This window comes from Streptomyces sp. NPDC015661, assembly GCF_043077765.1.
Classification (GTDB): domain Bacteria; phylum Actinomycetota; class Actinomycetes; order Streptomycetales; family Streptomycetaceae; genus Streptomyces.
On record NZ_JBIBST010000002.1, the window covers coordinates 620927 to 634557 of the forward strand.

The 13631-nt window shown below is 73.0% G+C and carries 12 protein-coding genes; 5 read left to right on the forward strand and 7 right to left on the reverse strand.

The genetic code is table 11. The features are described 5' to 3' along the window. The first annotated feature begins 60 nt into the window (after positions 1–60). Entirely contained in the window at positions 61–312 is a 252-nt protein-coding gene (locus tag ACF07V_RS07360) for an EF-hand domain-containing protein (RefSeq protein ID WP_086824672.1), read from the forward strand. 28 nt (positions 313–340) lie between these two features. On the opposite strand, the gene ACF07V_RS07365 is transcribed toward ACF07V_RS07360, so the two are convergent. The 4 genes from ACF07V_RS07365 to ACF07V_RS07380 form a co-directional block, all read right to left on the reverse strand. Continuing rightward, positions 341–2080, reverse strand: a complete 1740-nt coding sequence (locus ACF07V_RS07365) for a methyltransferase (protein ID WP_392151997.1) — start codon at positions 2078–2080, stop codon at positions 341–343. 84 nt (positions 2081–2164) lie between these two features. After that, the gene (locus ACF07V_RS07370) at positions 2165–3355 is read right to left on the reverse strand and encodes a 4-hydroxybenzoate 3-monooxygenase (protein ID WP_392151999.1); all 1191 of its coding nucleotides are present in this window, start codon (positions 3353–3355) and stop codon (positions 2165–2167) included. 147 nt (positions 3356–3502) lie between these two features. Then, a complete protein-coding gene (locus tag ACF07V_RS07375) occupies positions 3503–5104 on the reverse strand; it encodes a M4 family metallopeptidase (protein ID WP_392152000.1) in 1602 nt (533 codons plus the stop codon). Positions 5105–5273: 169 nt separating this feature from the next. Then, positions 5274–6254 carry a LysR family transcriptional regulator gene (locus tag ACF07V_RS07380; RefSeq protein WP_392152001.1) on the reverse strand — a complete coding sequence of 327 codons (981 nt, stop codon included), beginning with the start codon at positions 6252–6254 and terminating at the stop codon, positions 5274–5276. A 206-nt stretch (positions 6255–6460) separates the two neighbouring features. Between ACF07V_RS07380 and ACF07V_RS07385 the strand changes: the two genes are divergently transcribed. The 4 genes from ACF07V_RS07385 to ACF07V_RS07400 all read left to right on the forward strand — a co-directional run bounded on the left by ACF07V_RS07385 (position 6461) and on the right by ACF07V_RS07400 (position 11083). Then, positions 6461–7081 carry a carbonic anhydrase gene (locus tag ACF07V_RS07385; protein WP_392152003.1) on the forward strand — a complete coding sequence of 207 codons (621 nt, stop codon included), beginning with the start codon at positions 6461–6463 and terminating at the stop codon, positions 7079–7081. A gap of 8 nt (positions 7082–7089) precedes the next feature. After that, entirely contained in the window at positions 7090–7734 is a 645-nt protein-coding gene (locus ACF07V_RS07390; RefSeq protein ID WP_392152005.1) for an L-threonylcarbamoyladenylate synthase, read from the forward strand. Positions 7735–7896: 162 nt separating this feature from the next. Continuing rightward, complete coding sequence (locus ACF07V_RS07395) at positions 7897–9447, forward strand: FadD3 family acyl-CoA ligase (RefSeq protein WP_392152007.1); 1551 nt, start codon at positions 7897–7899, stop codon at positions 9445–9447. Positions 9448–9460: 13 nt separating this feature from the next. Then, positions 9461–11083: a flavin-containing monooxygenase gene (locus ACF07V_RS07400; protein ID WP_392152008.1), complete on the forward strand. Its 1623-nt coding sequence runs from the start codon at positions 9461–9463 to the stop codon at positions 11081–11083. A gap of 86 nt (positions 11084–11169) precedes the next feature. Here ACF07V_RS07400 and ACF07V_RS07405 read toward each other — a convergent pair whose 3' ends face one another. Genes ACF07V_RS07405 through ACF07V_RS07415 form a run of 3 tightly spaced genes read right to left on the reverse strand, consistent with a single transcriptional unit; the run spans position 11170 to position 13627 of the window. Further along, a complete protein-coding gene (locus ACF07V_RS07405) occupies positions 11170–12084 on the reverse strand; it encodes an alpha/beta hydrolase (protein ID WP_392152010.1) in 915 nt (304 codons plus the stop codon). Beyond that, a complete protein-coding gene (locus ACF07V_RS07410; RefSeq protein WP_392152011.1) occupies positions 12081–12845 on the reverse strand; it encodes a glucose 1-dehydrogenase in 765 nt (254 codons plus the stop codon). The genes ACF07V_RS07405 and ACF07V_RS07410 overlap by 4 nt, the downstream gene beginning before the upstream one ends. Further along, complete coding sequence (locus ACF07V_RS07415) at positions 12845–13627, reverse strand: glucose 1-dehydrogenase (protein WP_392152012.1); 783 nt, start codon at positions 13625–13627, stop codon at positions 12845–12847. Before ACF07V_RS07415 ends, ACF07V_RS07410 begins: the two co-directional genes overlap by 1 nt. Between the last annotated feature and the right edge of the window lie 4 nt (positions 13628–13631).

Here is a 13631-nt window from a genome sequence, read left to right on the forward strand (position 1 = left end):
TCCTCCTCCACACGACGCGCCGGCCGCCCTCGGGCCCAGCCCCACCGGACAGGACATGTGATGAGTGACAAGGCCCGCATCCTCTTCGATGCGCTCGATCTCGACCAGGACGGCACGCTGACGCGTACCGAGGTCATCCGGGCGCTGCGGGAGAAGGGGCCCACCCTGGCGGCGCAGGGTGTGATCCCCTTCTGGGGGGTCGGGGACGTCGACGACTCCGCGGCGCTCTTCGACGCCGCCGACCAGAACGGCGACCGCGTCCTGAGCTTCGAGGAGTTCGCCGCGGTCGTCGACCGCCGCTTCGGCTGGTGACGACCGCGACCGGGGACGGCTCCGCTCCTCAGCGTTTCCGCACGTGGAGGACGTGGGCGTCGAGGGGCAGCGGCCGGTGTCCGAGCAGTACGAGACCCGCCGCTTCGCAGAGTCGCGCGTACTCGTCGGCACGGCGCTCGCGGCCCCCCGTGTTGCACAGCATGTGCAGGTCCCACGCGGTCGCCAGCGACGGCGCGGCGTCCGCGGGCAGCAGCCGCTCGACGACGAGCAGGTCGGCGTGCGACGGCATGGCTCCCGCCAGGTGCCGCAGGATCTCCCGGCACCTCTCGTCGTCCCAGTCGTGCAGGACCCGGGAGAGCAGGTACACGTCCCCGGTCGCCGGTACGTCGGCGAAGTCGCCGGCCCGGTAGTCGCACCGCTCGCCGACCCCGGCGGCGGTGAGCCGGTCCCGCGCGGCCGCGACGACGTGCGGCCGCTCCAGGAGGATCCCTCGCAGCGGCGGGTGGGCGGCGAGGATCCGCCCGAGGAGCTCTCCGGTGCCGCCCGCGACGTCGACCACCGTGCGGGTGCCGGGCGCGGCCGCGGCCGTCGTGAGGGCGGGATGGTCCGGCAGCGGGTCGAACATCCGGGCACTGGCGGCCATGGACCGGTCGAACGTGGCGGCGAGTCCGGGGTCGTGGGTGAAGTGGTCGAAGTGGTTCTCGCCGTAGAGGTGCTCGAAGCCCGGCTCGCCGGTCCGCACGGCGTGCGCCAGGTGCGCGAAGGACTGGTAGAACGGGCCGCCGTACATCGACGCCAGGGGCCGCATCGAGCCGTCGGCGTCCTCGCGCAGCAGCAGCCCGGTGGCGGTGAGGCGGAAGCCGTCCCCGTCCTCGGTCACCACGCCCAGCATGGCGAGGTACCGCAGCAGGGTCTCCAGGGGCTCCGGCCGCGCCCCGACCTCGCGCGCCAGCCGCCGGACGCCGCGGGGCTCGTGCGGGCTCAGGGCCTCGGGCAGCCGCAGCTCGGCGCAGGTGGCGAGGGCCTGGGTGGTCCAGGCTCCGGTCAGCAGCCGCAGGAGCGTTTCCGCCGCGTGGGGGGTGTCCGGGTCGCCGGGCGTGCCCTCCCGGTCCCCGGGCCGGGGTCCCTCGGCCAGGTGCTCCGCGAGCAGGTCCCGGTGGTCGCCGGGCGCGTACAGCTCCATGCGCCGGTAGTCGGTCTTGGTCCCGTCGGGCGTCGCGAAGTAGAACACCGTCCCGTCCTCGTGCGGGTTGTACCCGCCGCCGTCGGGCGTCGCCCCGTGCCGTACGAGCGTCGCCCTCAGCCCGCGCAGCACCAGCGGATCGGGCCGGTCCACGTCGAAGGCCAGGTGCGCCTCGTGGTCGTGGTCGCGCTCCGCCGCGGCCAGTGCGGACAGCTCGGAGTCCGGTGGCACGGCGAGGGCGAACACCTCGACCGCCCGGCGCTCCCCGCCGGGTCCCTGCACGGTGGGCCGGAGAATCCTTACGTCAAGATCGGCGGCGTCGCGTCCGTGGCGCGCGGCCAGCCGGTCGCGCACCACGACGCTCGGCCGGGATCCGGCCTCGTCGGGGAGCCCGCAGGCCGCGAGTCCGGCCCGCAGTCCCGGCCGGTCGGCGGGGAAGACGAGGAGCGCCGCGTGGGCGAACCGGCAGCGGTCCGCCACGGCCCGCAGCTCGGGACCGTCGAGGCCGGGCAGCACGCGGGAGAGCAGGACCGGCGTCTCCTGTTCCCGTACGAAGTCGGCGGTCGCGCGCAGGCGCCGGACGTCGTCGGGCGCGAGGCCGGTCGCCAGGGCAGGGGTACGCATCAGGAGGCATCCTCGGGGAAAGGGCGGAAGGGGACGGGACCCGGCCGGCGGGCCGGGACCCGGGCCACGGAGGGGCGGGGGCGGTCAGATGCCGACGTACTGCTCGGCGAACCAGTCCTGGTGGGTGCGGGACGTCCGCAGCGACTCCATGCGGGACCGGCGCATGCGTTCCTGGAACGGCGGTGCGCCGTGGAGGAGGCCGATCATCCAGTGGGAGAACTCCTGCGCCCGCCAGATGTGTGCCAGGCAGCGGTCCGAGTAGCGGGCGAGCGGGCCGGGGTCGCCGTGGTGGAGGTCGTCGGCGAGCGCCGCGGCGAGGAGTTCGGCCTCGAGGACGGCGAGGTTGGCGCCCTTCGCGGCGGAGGGGCTGATGAGCCCGGCGGCGTCGCCGGCCAGGAAGAGGGAGCCGTACCGGAGCGTTTCGAGGACGTCCGACTCCAGGTCGACGACGGCGCGCTGAAGGATCCGGCCGCGCCGCAGCGGACCGTGGTCGGCGCTCCGCATCCGCAGCTCCAGCTCCGCCCAGATCCGCTCCTCGCTCCACTCCTCGGCGGGGGTGCCGCGCTCGCACTGGAGGTAGTAGCGGGTGATGTCGGCGGACCGGGCCATGTGCCCGGCGAAGCCCCGGGGGTGTGTCGCGTACCCGACGGCGTCGAGGCTGGGCGGTGCCTCGGCGAGGAGCCCGAGCCAGGAGACGCCGTGGTCACGGAAGTGGCGTACGGCCCCGTCCGGCAGTGAGCGCCGTCCGGCGCCGTGGCGGCCGTCGCAGGCGGCGACGTACCGGGCCCGCCACCGGACGGCCCGGCCGTCCGGCTCCCGTGCCGCCACCCAGGGCCGGTCGGTGCCGGGGTCGCCCACCTCCACCGCCTCGGTGTCGAAGTGGATCCGGCCCCCGGCGCCGAGGTACGCGGCCAGCAGGTCGGCCACCAGCTCGTGCTGGGGATAGACGGTGTGGGGTTCGCCGGTGCCGAGGTGCCGGTAGTCGAGGCGGAAGTGCCCGTCCTCGGTGCGGAACTCGCACACCCCGTGTTCCTGCCCCCGTCGGCGCAGGCCCTCGTCCAGACCGTGCCGCCGCAGGACGCGCGCGGTGTGCGGGGCGAGGTACCCGGCCCGGGCCCGGTTCACGACGTGCTCGCGGCCCGCGCGTTCGAGGACGGCGCAGTCGATCCCGCTCCGCAGCAGGAGGTTGGCGAGGACGAGCCCGGCGGGGCCGGCCCCGAGGATGACGACGTCGGCCGACTCCCGTTGATCCCAAGCGTGTTGACTTTCTGTCACGAAAGTGGATCTTAAGCACGGGATGGTCCGTCACCGGCCGAATGTCACCCGAATGCCATATTCCAAGAGAAAAGGATTCTCCGCAGCACTCAGGCCCCGCCGGTGCGGCGGGGCCTGAGTGAGCGGATCAGAGGGTGCGGCGCGGGGTCAGAGGACGTTGACTCCGGTCCAGGCCGCCGCCACGGTGGCGTACTCGGGGCTGGTGGCGCCGTACAGGTCCTTGGCCGCGTTCAGGGTCGCGACGCGGGCGCCCTTGTAGTCCGTGGTGGAGGTCATGTAGACGGTCAGCGCCCGGTACCAGATGGCGGAGGCCTTCTGGTTGCCGATGCCGGTGACGGTGGAGCCGTTGTACGTCGGGCTGTTGTAGGTGACACCGTTGATCGTCTTGGTGCCGCTGCCCTCGCTGGCGAGGTAGAACCAGTGGTTGCCGACGCCGGAGGAGTTGTGCACGTCGAGCCGGCCGACGGACTTCGACCAGTAGTCGGCGGAGCGGCCGTCCAGGGAGGGCTTGTCGAAGCGGCGCAGCCACGGCGGGGTGGACTGGTCGCTGAAGAGGTAGTCGGGGGTGTCGATCGGGTTGTTGGCGTACCACTCGACCATGGTGCCGAGGATGTCGCTGGTGGCCTCGTTCAGGCCGCCGGACTCGCCGCTGTAGCGCAGGTTGGCGGTGGCCGAGGTGACGCCGTGGGTCATCTCGTGGCCCATGGTGTCGAGGTCGACCTGCTCGGGGTCGACCGTGCCGTTGCCGTCGCCGGTCATCATGCAGAAGCAGGCGTCCGACCACTGGGCGTTGTCCCAGTTGGTGCCGACGTGGACGAACACGGTGGCGCCGCGGCCGTCGTTCTTGATGCCGTTGCGGCCGAAGGTGCTCTTGTAGTAGTCGAACGTCTTCGCGGTGTTGGCGTGGGCGTCGACGGCGGCGGTGGCGCGGTCGGTGGAGAACTTGCGCCCGTCGCCCCAGATGTTGTCGGCGTCGGTGAACAGGGTTCCGGAGGAGCTGTTCAGGGACGAGGACGAGACGTTGTGGGCGTCCTTGGTGATGTGGCCGCGGATCGGGTCGATCAGGGCGTAGGTGCCGTTCGCCTGCAGGGTGGTGTCGAGGGTGATGTCACCGGTGTACTCGGAGTGGCCGGTGCCGGTCGCCTCGCGCTCGGTGTCGTAGTTCTCGATCGCGGCGCCGGTGGTGGCGTCGGTGACGAAGACCTCGCCGTGCGGCTGGCCCTTGTCGCCCAGGCCCTGCACGGTGGTGCGCCAGGCCAGTCGGGCGGTGCCGTCGGCGGCCCACACGATCAGCTCGGGGGTGGACTTGGCGTCACTGACCAGTCCCTGCGAGCGCTTCAGGGCGCCGGCGGCGGTGCCCTTGGCGTCGACCGCGGGGGTGACGGACGCGAGGGCCACCTTGTGGGCCTTGGCGTGGGTGGACCCCTTGAGCGAGCCGTCGGCCTTCTGGTGGACGACGAAGTCGCCGCCGACGACGGGCAGGCCCTTGTAGGTCCGCTCGAAGCGGACGTGCTGGGTGCCGTCGGCGTCGAGCACGACGTCCTTGACCTGGAGGGCCTGGCCCGCCCCGAAACCGAAGGTGTCGGCGTTCCGGGCCACGTTCGCGCGGGCCTGGGATATCGCCGTGTCGCGGACGGAGGTTCCGTGCTGCACCGCGTCGGGCTGCGAGTACGCCGGGACGGCCAGGGCGCCCGTGGTGATGACGGCGGCGGCGACAGCCGTGGAGAGGGCAAGGAGAGGACGGGGCATGACGGGGTGTTCCTTCGCTCGTCGTGGGGGGTGACGACGTCCTTGGACGTTGACGCGAAGTGTTCACCAGGTGACATGTTCCTGACGTGATCCCATGTGGGCTACAACTGTGGAGTTATAGGGGGCCCCTTGGCCGTCGGCCGGGCCTCAGCGGAGCCTCAGCCGGCCGTCAGCCTTCCGCGCCGAGCGCGAACTCCTTGCCGCCGCCCTCCCACCAGGCCAGGTACTGCGGCCGCTCGCGCACCAGCGAGAGATACGCCGACGACAGGCGCTCGGCCACCGCTTCGGCCAGCTCGGGCGGGACCGATTCCGGGTTCCAGGCCAGTTGGAGCCGACGGTGGAAGGGGACGTCCACGAGCGGGCGCTGCACGGTGCCCTGGGCCGGGACGTCGGCGCTCGGCCACACACCGCAGACGGCCCGGCGGCCGGCGACCAGGATCTGCGCCACGGACAGGTCCGGCGTCACGTGCGCGACGCGCGGCGTGAATCCCGCCGACTGGCAGGTGAGATGCAGGTACGCGTGGACACCGCTCTCGTCGGCCTCCGGCATGACCCACTCCTCGCCGCCGAGTTCGCTCAGGCTGACCGTCTCCTGGCGGGCCAGCGGATGGTCCTCGGCGAGCAGGACGAAGACCGGCTCGCGCAGCAGCGTGCGCGTCACCACCGACTCGCCGACGGGGAGGGGGAATCCCGGGAACTCGCCGAAGACCGCGATGTCGCATTTCGACTGGCTCAGGGCTTTCACCAGGGTGTGCACGGAACGCCGGGCGTCTATCGTGAGCCGGCTCTCCGGGACGAGCTCGAAAAGGGCGGATATGAGAAGTGATGTCAGGGGGCCGGCGGTTCCGCCCGCCCGCAGGGGCGCGGCAGTTCCGGTGTCGGCCTCGGCGGCCGATCGCGCGTGCTCGCGCAGCCGGTCGAAGCCGACCACGAGGTCGCGTGCGCAGCGCAGCACGTACTGGCCGTTCTCGTTCGGTTTCACGCCCTCGGCACTACGGACGAAGAGCGGGCCTCCCAGCTCGTCCTCGATCCGTCTCAACTGCGCGCTCGTGGCGGGCTGGGAGAGCTGCAGGCGCGCGGCGGCCTTGCGGATGCTTCCGGCCTCGGCGACGGTGAGCAGGACACGGAGGTGCCGGAACTCGAGGTGCATGAACAATCCCCGCTCAGGGCGGAGGGCCCCTTGCACCCCCCGTGACCAGCAGAACCAGCTGCCCGAGGGCATGGTGACCAAGATCTGTCGGAGCTGTCGGGGCGGCAACCACGGGAGGGCAAAATCTCCGCGCCGGGGACCCGCGCCGAGTCTCGGCTCGCGGACCGGCCCGAGGCCGGTCCGGGCCGGCTCGTTACAGTGGGGGCATGCCTCGCACCTCTCCTTCGGTCGCCCTCGACGCCATGCTCGCCGGGAACCGGCGCTTCGTCGCCGGCACGCCCGACCACCCCAACCAGGACGCCGCACGCCGTGCGCAGCTCGCGCCCGGGCAGGAGCCGTTCGCGGTCGTCCTCGGCTGCTCCGACTCGCGCCTCGCGGCGGAGATCATCTTCGACCAGGGGCTCGGTGACCTGTTCGTCGTACGGACCGCCGGTCATGTGCTGGGGGCCGAGGTGCTGGGCAGCGTCGAGTACGCCACGAGCGTGCTCGGCTGCCGGCTGGTCGTCGTCCTGGGACACGACTCGTGCGGGGCCGTCGCCGCGGCCCGCGCCGCCGTCGAGGACGGACTGCCCGCGGCCGGCTTCGTGCGGGACGTGGTGGAGCGGGTGACGCCGAGCGTGCTCGCGGCCCGCGCCGCCGGTCTGACGGAGGACAGCGACATCATCGACGAGCACATAAGGCACACGGTGCAGCTGCTCATGGACCGCTCCCGTGTCCTGGCGGAGCAGGTGCGGACGGGCGAGGTGGCGGTCGTGGGACTGGCCTACCAGCTCGCCGAGGGCAGCGCCCGTACGGTGACCTCGCACGGCGTCGACAGCGGGAAGTGAACAAGCTCATGGCACAGCGTTTCGACTGCTCGGACCCCTCGGCCCGCGCGGCCGGCATCGACGCGGCGGTGGCCGCCCTGGGCCGGGGACAGCTCGTCGTCCTCCCCACCGACACCGTCTACGGCGTCGGCGCCGACGCCTTCGATCCGAAGGCCGTCGCCGGTCTGCTGGCCGCGAAGGGGCGGGGCCGGCACAAGCCCTCCCCCGTGCTCGTGGGCTCCGAGGACGCGCTCGACGACCTGGTCGCGGACCTGCCGAAGACGGCCGAGGCCCTGATCGAGGCGTTCTGGCCGGGCGGCCTGACGCTGGTGCTGCGCCACCGGCCCTCGCTCGCCTGGGACCTGGGCGAGACCGGCGGGACGGTGGCCGTGCGGATGCCCGACCACCCCCTCGCGCTCGACCTCCTCGCGGCGGCCGGCCCGATGGCCGTCTCCAGCGCGAACCTCACCGACCGGCCCTCGCCGGAGGACTGCGACGCGGCCTTCGGGATGCTCGGCGACTCCGTGGCGGTGTACCTGGACGGCGGCCGGACCGCCGGACCGGTGTCGTCGTCGATCGTCGACCTGACGGGCGACGCCCCGGTCCTCGTACGGGAGGGCGTCCTGTCCGCCGGCGAGCTGGCGACGGTCGTCCCCGGTCTGACCGTGCGCTGACCGTCTCCGGCGCTTCTCCGGAAGAAGTCCCGCCACCTTCCCGGTGAGCGGGAACCGGCCCCTGCGCCGGGACACCCCTCCCTGACAGGCTCCCCTCCGCTGTGGTTCCACCGCCCGCGCCCCGCCCGGGGGGACGGGGCAGCAGGGAGGACGTGACAGATCATGAGGGGCGCGCAGACCATCGCGAGGCTCGCGGACTGGGCCGCGGAGCGGTACGGCGATGAGGAGGCCCTCGTCTTCGGCGAGGAGCGCTGGACGTTCGTGGAGCTGCGCGACCGGGTCGACCGGGTGGCGCGCGCGGTGATCGCGCAAGGGGTGCGCCCGGGTGACTCGGTCGCCGTGTGGGCGCCGAACAGCGCGCGCTGGGTGGTGGCCGCGCTCGGCGCGGTGGCGGCCGGCGCGGTGCTGGTCCCGGTGAACACCCGCTACAAGGCGGCCGAGGCCGCCGACATCCTGCGCCGCTCCCGGACCCGGCTCCTGTTCACCGAGCACGACTTCCTGGGCACGGACTACCGGGCGCTGCTCGCGGACTCGGGGGAGGAACTCCCGCTCCTGGAGCGGACGGTGACCCTGCACTCCGCGGACTGGCCGGCCTTCCTGTCGGGTGCGGACCGGGTGGGCGGTGCGGACCGGCTCGCCCGCGGCGCCGCCGTGCGCCCCGCCGACACCGCCGACATCCTCTTCACCTCCGGCACCACCGGCCGCCCCAAGGGCGTGCCCACCACGCACGGCCAGAACCTGCGCGTGTACGACGCCTGGGCCCGCACGGTCACCCTCCGGCGCGGCGACCGCTACCTCCTCGTCAACCCGTTCTTCCACACCTTCGGCTACAAGGCGGGCGTCCTCGCCTGTCTCCTGCACGGGGCCACGATCGTCCCGGAGCGGGTCTTCGACGCCGACGCCGTCCTCGGCCGGATGCGGGACGAGCGCATCTCCGTCCTGACCGGCGCGCCGACGGTGTTCACCTCGCTCATCCACCATCCCGAGCGCGCGGCGTACGACCTGAGCTCGATGCGGATGGCGGTCACGGGCGCGGCCAACATCCCCACCGCGCTCATCGAGGAGATCAGGACCTCCCTCGGCGCCCGGAGCGTCAACACCGCGTACGGGCTGACCGAGTCGACGGGCGTGGTCGCCATCTGCCCTCCGCACGAGTCCCCCGAGACCCTGGCCCGCACCTCGGGGACGGCCCTGGAGGGCACGGAGCTGCGCATCGACGCCCCGCCCGGGGAGCCCGGCGAGATCCTCACCCGCGGCTACCACGTGATGCACGGCTACCTCGACGACCCCGAGGCCACCGCCCGGGCCGTCGACGCGGACGGCTGGTTGCACACGGGCGACGTCGGGGTGCTCGACGAGCGCGGGTTCCTGCGGATCACCGACCGGCTGAAGGACATGTTCGTCGTGGGCGGGTTCAACGTGTACCCGGCGGAGGTGGAGCAGGTGCTGCGGGGGCATCCGGCCGTCCTGGACGCGGCGGTCGTCGGCGCGCCCGACGCACGGCTCGGCGAGGTCGGCGTCGCCTACTGCGTACCGGCGGACGGTGCCCGGCTCGACGCGGCCGAGCTGACCTCCTACACGCGGGAGCGGCTGGCCAACTTCAAGGTCCCGCGCGCCTTCCACGCCCTCGCGGCGCTGCCGCACAACGCGGCGGGCAAGGTCGACAAGAAGGCGCTGCGCCGGTCGGCGGCGAACACCACCACCACCCGATGAGGAGAGTACGAACGTGAACGACAGCAACACCGAGTCCGTCGACGTCGTCGACGTGGTCGTCGTCGGAGCGGGTGTCACCGGCCTGTACGCCGTGCACAAGCTGCGTGGTCTCGGCCACCGGGTGCGCGGCTTCGAACGTGGGGACGACGTGGGCGGCGTCTGGTACTGGAACCGCTACCCCGGCGCCCGCTGCGACGTGGAGTCCGTGGACTACTCGTACTCCTTCGACGAGGAGCTCCAGCAGGAGTGGGACTGGAGCGAGAAGTACGCGACGCAGTCGGAGATCATCCGCTATCTGCGTCATGTCGCCGACCGCTTCGACCTGCGCCGCAGCTACACCTTCGGCACCTCGGTGACCTCGGCCGAGCTGGACGAGGAGACCCTGCGCTGGACGGTCCGCACGGACGGCGGCGAGGTGGTGTCGGCCCGGTTCTGCGTGTTCGCGGTCGGTTGCCTCTCCAGCACCCACATACCGGACATCCCCGGCGTCGGGGAGTTCGCAGGCGCCACCCACCACACGGGCGCCTGGCCGCACGAGGGCGTGGACTTCGCGGGGCAGCGCGTCGGCGTGATCGGCACCGGTTCCTCCGGCATCCAGGCCATCCCGCTGATCGCCGAGCAGGCGGCGCACCTCACCGTCTTCCAGCGCAGCGCCAACTTCAGCATCCCGGCGGGCAACAAGCCCCTGGACGACGAGACCCGCCGCCTTCAGAAGGCCGGCTACGCCGAGCGACGCCGGCTCTCGCGGCTCAGCGGCGGCGGCTCTCCCCACACGGCACACCCGTCGGCGACGTTCGAGGTCTCCCCCGAGGAGCGCCGGGCGGCGTTCGAGGAGCGCTGGGAGCTGGGGGGTGTCCTGTACTCGAAGACCTTCCCCGACCAGCTCACCGACCTCGCGGCGAACGAGGAGGCGCGCGCGTTCTGGGAGGAGAAGGTCCGGGCGCTCATCGACGACGCGGCGGCGGCCGATCTGCTGGTCCCCACGGACCATCCGATCGGCACCAAGCGGATCGTCACCGACTCGCACTACTACGAGACGTTCAACCGCGAGGACGTCCGCCTGGTGAGCCTGCGGGAGAACCCGATCGAACGGATCGAGAGCGCCGGGGTCGTGCTCGCCGACGGCAGCCGGGTGGAGCTCGACGCGATCGTGTTCGCGACCGGTTTCGACGCGATGACCGGCGCGATCGACCGGGTGGACGTCCGGGGGCGGGGCGGCCGGAGCCTGAAGGACGTCTGGAGCGGGGGTCCCCGGACCTATCTGGGCCTGGGCGTCGACGGCTTCCCGAACCTGTTCAACCTCACGGGTGCGGGCAGCCCGTCCGTCATGGCCAACGTCGTGCTCTGCGCGGAGCAGCACGGCGACTGGCTCGCCGACTGCCTGCGCCATCTGGACGAGCACGGCTACCGCGCGATCGAGGCGGGCGAGGAGGCCGTCGAGCAGTGGGTCGCGCAGTGCCGCGACCGGGCGGCGGCCACCCTGTTCCCGGCGGCGAACTCCTGGTACCTGGGCGCCAACATCCCGGGCAAGCCGCGGGTGTTCATGCCGTTCATCGGCGGCTTCGGGGTGTACGGGGAGATCATCGCGGACGTCGCGGCCTCCGGGTACAAGGGGTTCGCGCTGATACGGGGCTGATACGGGCTGACGCGAGCCGTCACGTGAGAGCGCCCCGCCCCCACCGGATCCGGTGGGGGCGGGGCGCGGTCGTGTCCGTCCGGCGGTCAGCGTGGGGCGAGCGCCTCACGAAGCTCCGCGAAGGCCGTCTCACGGGCCTCGGCCGCGGCGGGCAGGGCGCCCGCCATGGAGAGGAAGCCGTGGAACATCCCGGCGTGGTGGCGGGCCTCCACGGGGACGCCCGCGGCGGCGAGGGCCTCCGCGTACGCCAGTCCGTCGTCCCGCAGCGGGTCGAAGCCGGCGGTGACGACCTGGGCCGGCGGGAGCCCGGACAGGTCGGCGCCCGCGAGGGGGGCCGCGTAGGGGCTGGTGCGGTGTGCTGGGGACTGCAGATAGCCGTCCCAGTACCAGCGCAGGTGGTCGGCGGTCAGGAAGTAGCCCTGGGCGTTCTCGCGGTGCGAGGGGCGGGAGCGGGTGGGGTCGAGCATCGGGTAGTAGAGCGCCTGGCAGGTGATCTCGGGGCCGCCGTGGTCGCGGGAGAGCAGGGTGAGGACGGTGGCGAGGTTGGCTCCCGCGCTGTCCCCGGCGACGGCGATCCGGCGGCCGGGGAACGTCGCCGCCGCCCAGAGGAGGGCCGTGTAGGCGTCCTCGGGGGCGGCGGGGAAGGGGTGCTCGGGGGCGCGCCGGTAGTCGACGGAGACGACGATCGCCCCCGTGGCGAGGGCGAGGGAGCGGCAGAAGGGGTCGTGGCTGTCGAGGTCGCAGAGGACGAAGCCGCCCCCGTGACAGAAGACGATCACGGGGGCGGTCGCGTGGACGGCCGGGTCGTAGACGCGGACGGGAACGCCGCTGGCGTCCTCGTCCGTGACGCGGGCGACGGGGGGCGGCGGGACGGCCGGCTTGGGGCGGGCGGCGAAGAAGGCGCGGACGTCGGCGATGTCCGTCATCTCGGTCGCCAGCGGGGGGAATCCGGCGGTGGCCAGGTCGATGACCGCCTGGACCTCGGGTTCGGGCCGGTTCACGCGTCGGCTCCCTTCGGGGTGAGGGCCGGCATGCGGCCCGCCGACGCGCCGCCGTCGACGGCGAGTTCGGCGCCGGAGAGGTACGAGGAGTCGTCGGAGGCGAGGAAGGCGACGAGACGGGCGACCTCCTCCGGCTCCCCCACCCGACCGAGCGGCGCGGCGGGATGCTCCTTGGTGCCCAGGTGGGCGGTCATCGCCGTGGCGATGGCCCCGGGGTGGACGGAGTTGACCCGGATGTTGTCCGGGCCGAGTTCGAGCGCGGCCGTTCTGGTCAGGCCGCGCAGCCCCCATTTCGCGGCGCCGTACGCACCGTGGCCCCAGATGCCCTGGAGGCCGGCCTGCGAGGAGATGTTGACGACGGACCCGCCGCCGTTCGCCTTCATCGCGGCGGCGACGGCGCGGATGCCGAGGAAGGGGCCGATCAGGTTGACGCGGAGGATCGCCTCCAGGCGGGCCGGGTCCTCGTCGGTGATGGGCGCGGTGGAGTAGATGGCGGCGTTGTTGACGAGGACGTCGAGCCGGCCGAAGGCGTCCAGGGCGGCGGCCACGGCGGCCTCCCAGGACCGCTCGTCGGTCACGTCGTGGCGTACGAAACGGGCGGCGGCCCCGAGGGAGGCGGCCGTCGCCTCTCCCTCCGCTGCCAGGACGTCGGTGAGGACGACCTTCGCGCCGAGGGCGGCGAAGAGGCGGGCCTCGGCCTCGCCCATGCCGCGTGCCGCGCCGGTGACCAGCGCGACCTTTCCTGTCAGGTCGACGGGCATCAGGGGTTCTCCTCGGTCGGGTCCTCGGTCGGTCGCAGGGTCGGGCCGGTGGTCCAGCCGCCGTCGACGGCCAGTTCGGCGCCGGTGATGTACGAGGCGGCGTCCGAGAGCAGGAAGGCGACCGCCCGCGCGATCTCCTGGGGCTCGCCGACCCGGCCCATGGGGGTGTTCGGGTACTTTCCCTCGCCGCGCTCGATGTCCAGGTGGGCGGTCATCGGGGTGTGGATCATGCCGGGGTGCACGGAGTTGACGCGGATCCGGTCGGCGCCGAGTTCGACCGCGCCGAGCTTGGTGAGCCCGCGCACGCCCCATTTGGCGGCGCCGTAGCCGGCGGTCCTGGCCAGGCCCATGAGGCCGGCGGCGGAGGAGATGTTGACGACGGAGCCGCCGCCGTTCTCCCGCATCGCCGGGATCACGGCCCGCATCCCGAGGAAGACGCCGGTGAGGTTGATGTCGAGGACCCGGCGGAAGGCCTCGGCCGTCTGCTCCTCCAGGAGGTGCGAACCACCGGATATTCCGGCGTTGTTGACGAGACCGTCCACCCGTCCGAACGTGGCGGCGGCGTGGGCGACGACCTCGTGCCAGTCGTCCTCGGAGGTGACGTCGTGGCGGAGGAAGCGGGCGTGGCCGCCCAGCTTCTCCGCCGCGGCCCGCCCCTCCTCCTCGCGTACGTCGGTGAGGAGGACGCGGGCGCCGGACTCGACGGCCAGCCGTCCGGCCTCCGCGCCGATGCCCCGCGCCCCACCGGTGATGATCACCGTCCTGCCCCGGAGATCCGTCATCCCG

What these genes read in the sequence shown, in the direction of transcription:
- ACF07V_RS07395 (WP_392152007.1), top strand. Translation starts at nt 7,897, where the DNA reads ATGAGGGGCGCGCAGACCATCGCGAGGCTCGCGGACTGGGCCGCGGAG.
- ACF07V_RS07415 (WP_392152012.1), bottom strand. Translation starts at nt 13,627, where the DNA reads ATGACGGATCTCCGGGGCAGGACGGTGATCATCACCGGTGGGGCGCGG.
- ACF07V_RS07410 (WP_392152011.1), bottom strand. Translation starts at nt 12,845, where the DNA reads ATGCCCGTCGACCTGACAGGAAAGGTCGCGCTGGTCACCGGCGCGGCA.
- ACF07V_RS07385 (WP_392152003.1), top strand. Translation starts at nt 6,461, where the DNA reads ATGCCTCGCACCTCTCCTTCGGTCGCCCTCGACGCCATGCTCGCCGGG.
- ACF07V_RS07375 (WP_392152000.1), bottom strand. Translation starts at nt 5,104, where the DNA reads ATGCCCCGTCCTCTCCTTGCCCTCTCCACGGCTGTCGCCGCCGCCGTC.
- ACF07V_RS07380 (WP_392152001.1), bottom strand. Translation starts at nt 6,254, where the DNA reads ATGCACCTCGAGTTCCGGCACCTCCGTGTCCTGCTCACCGTCGCCGAG.
- ACF07V_RS07390 (WP_392152005.1), top strand. Translation starts at nt 7,090, where the DNA reads ATGGCACAGCGTTTCGACTGCTCGGACCCCTCGGCCCGCGCGGCCGGC.
- ACF07V_RS07365 (WP_392151997.1), bottom strand. Translation starts at nt 2,080, where the DNA reads ATGCGTACCCCTGCCCTGGCGACCGGCCTCGCGCCCGACGACGTCCGG.
- ACF07V_RS07360 (WP_086824672.1), top strand. Translation starts at nt 61, where the DNA reads ATGAGTGACAAGGCCCGCATCCTCTTCGATGCGCTCGATCTCGACCAG.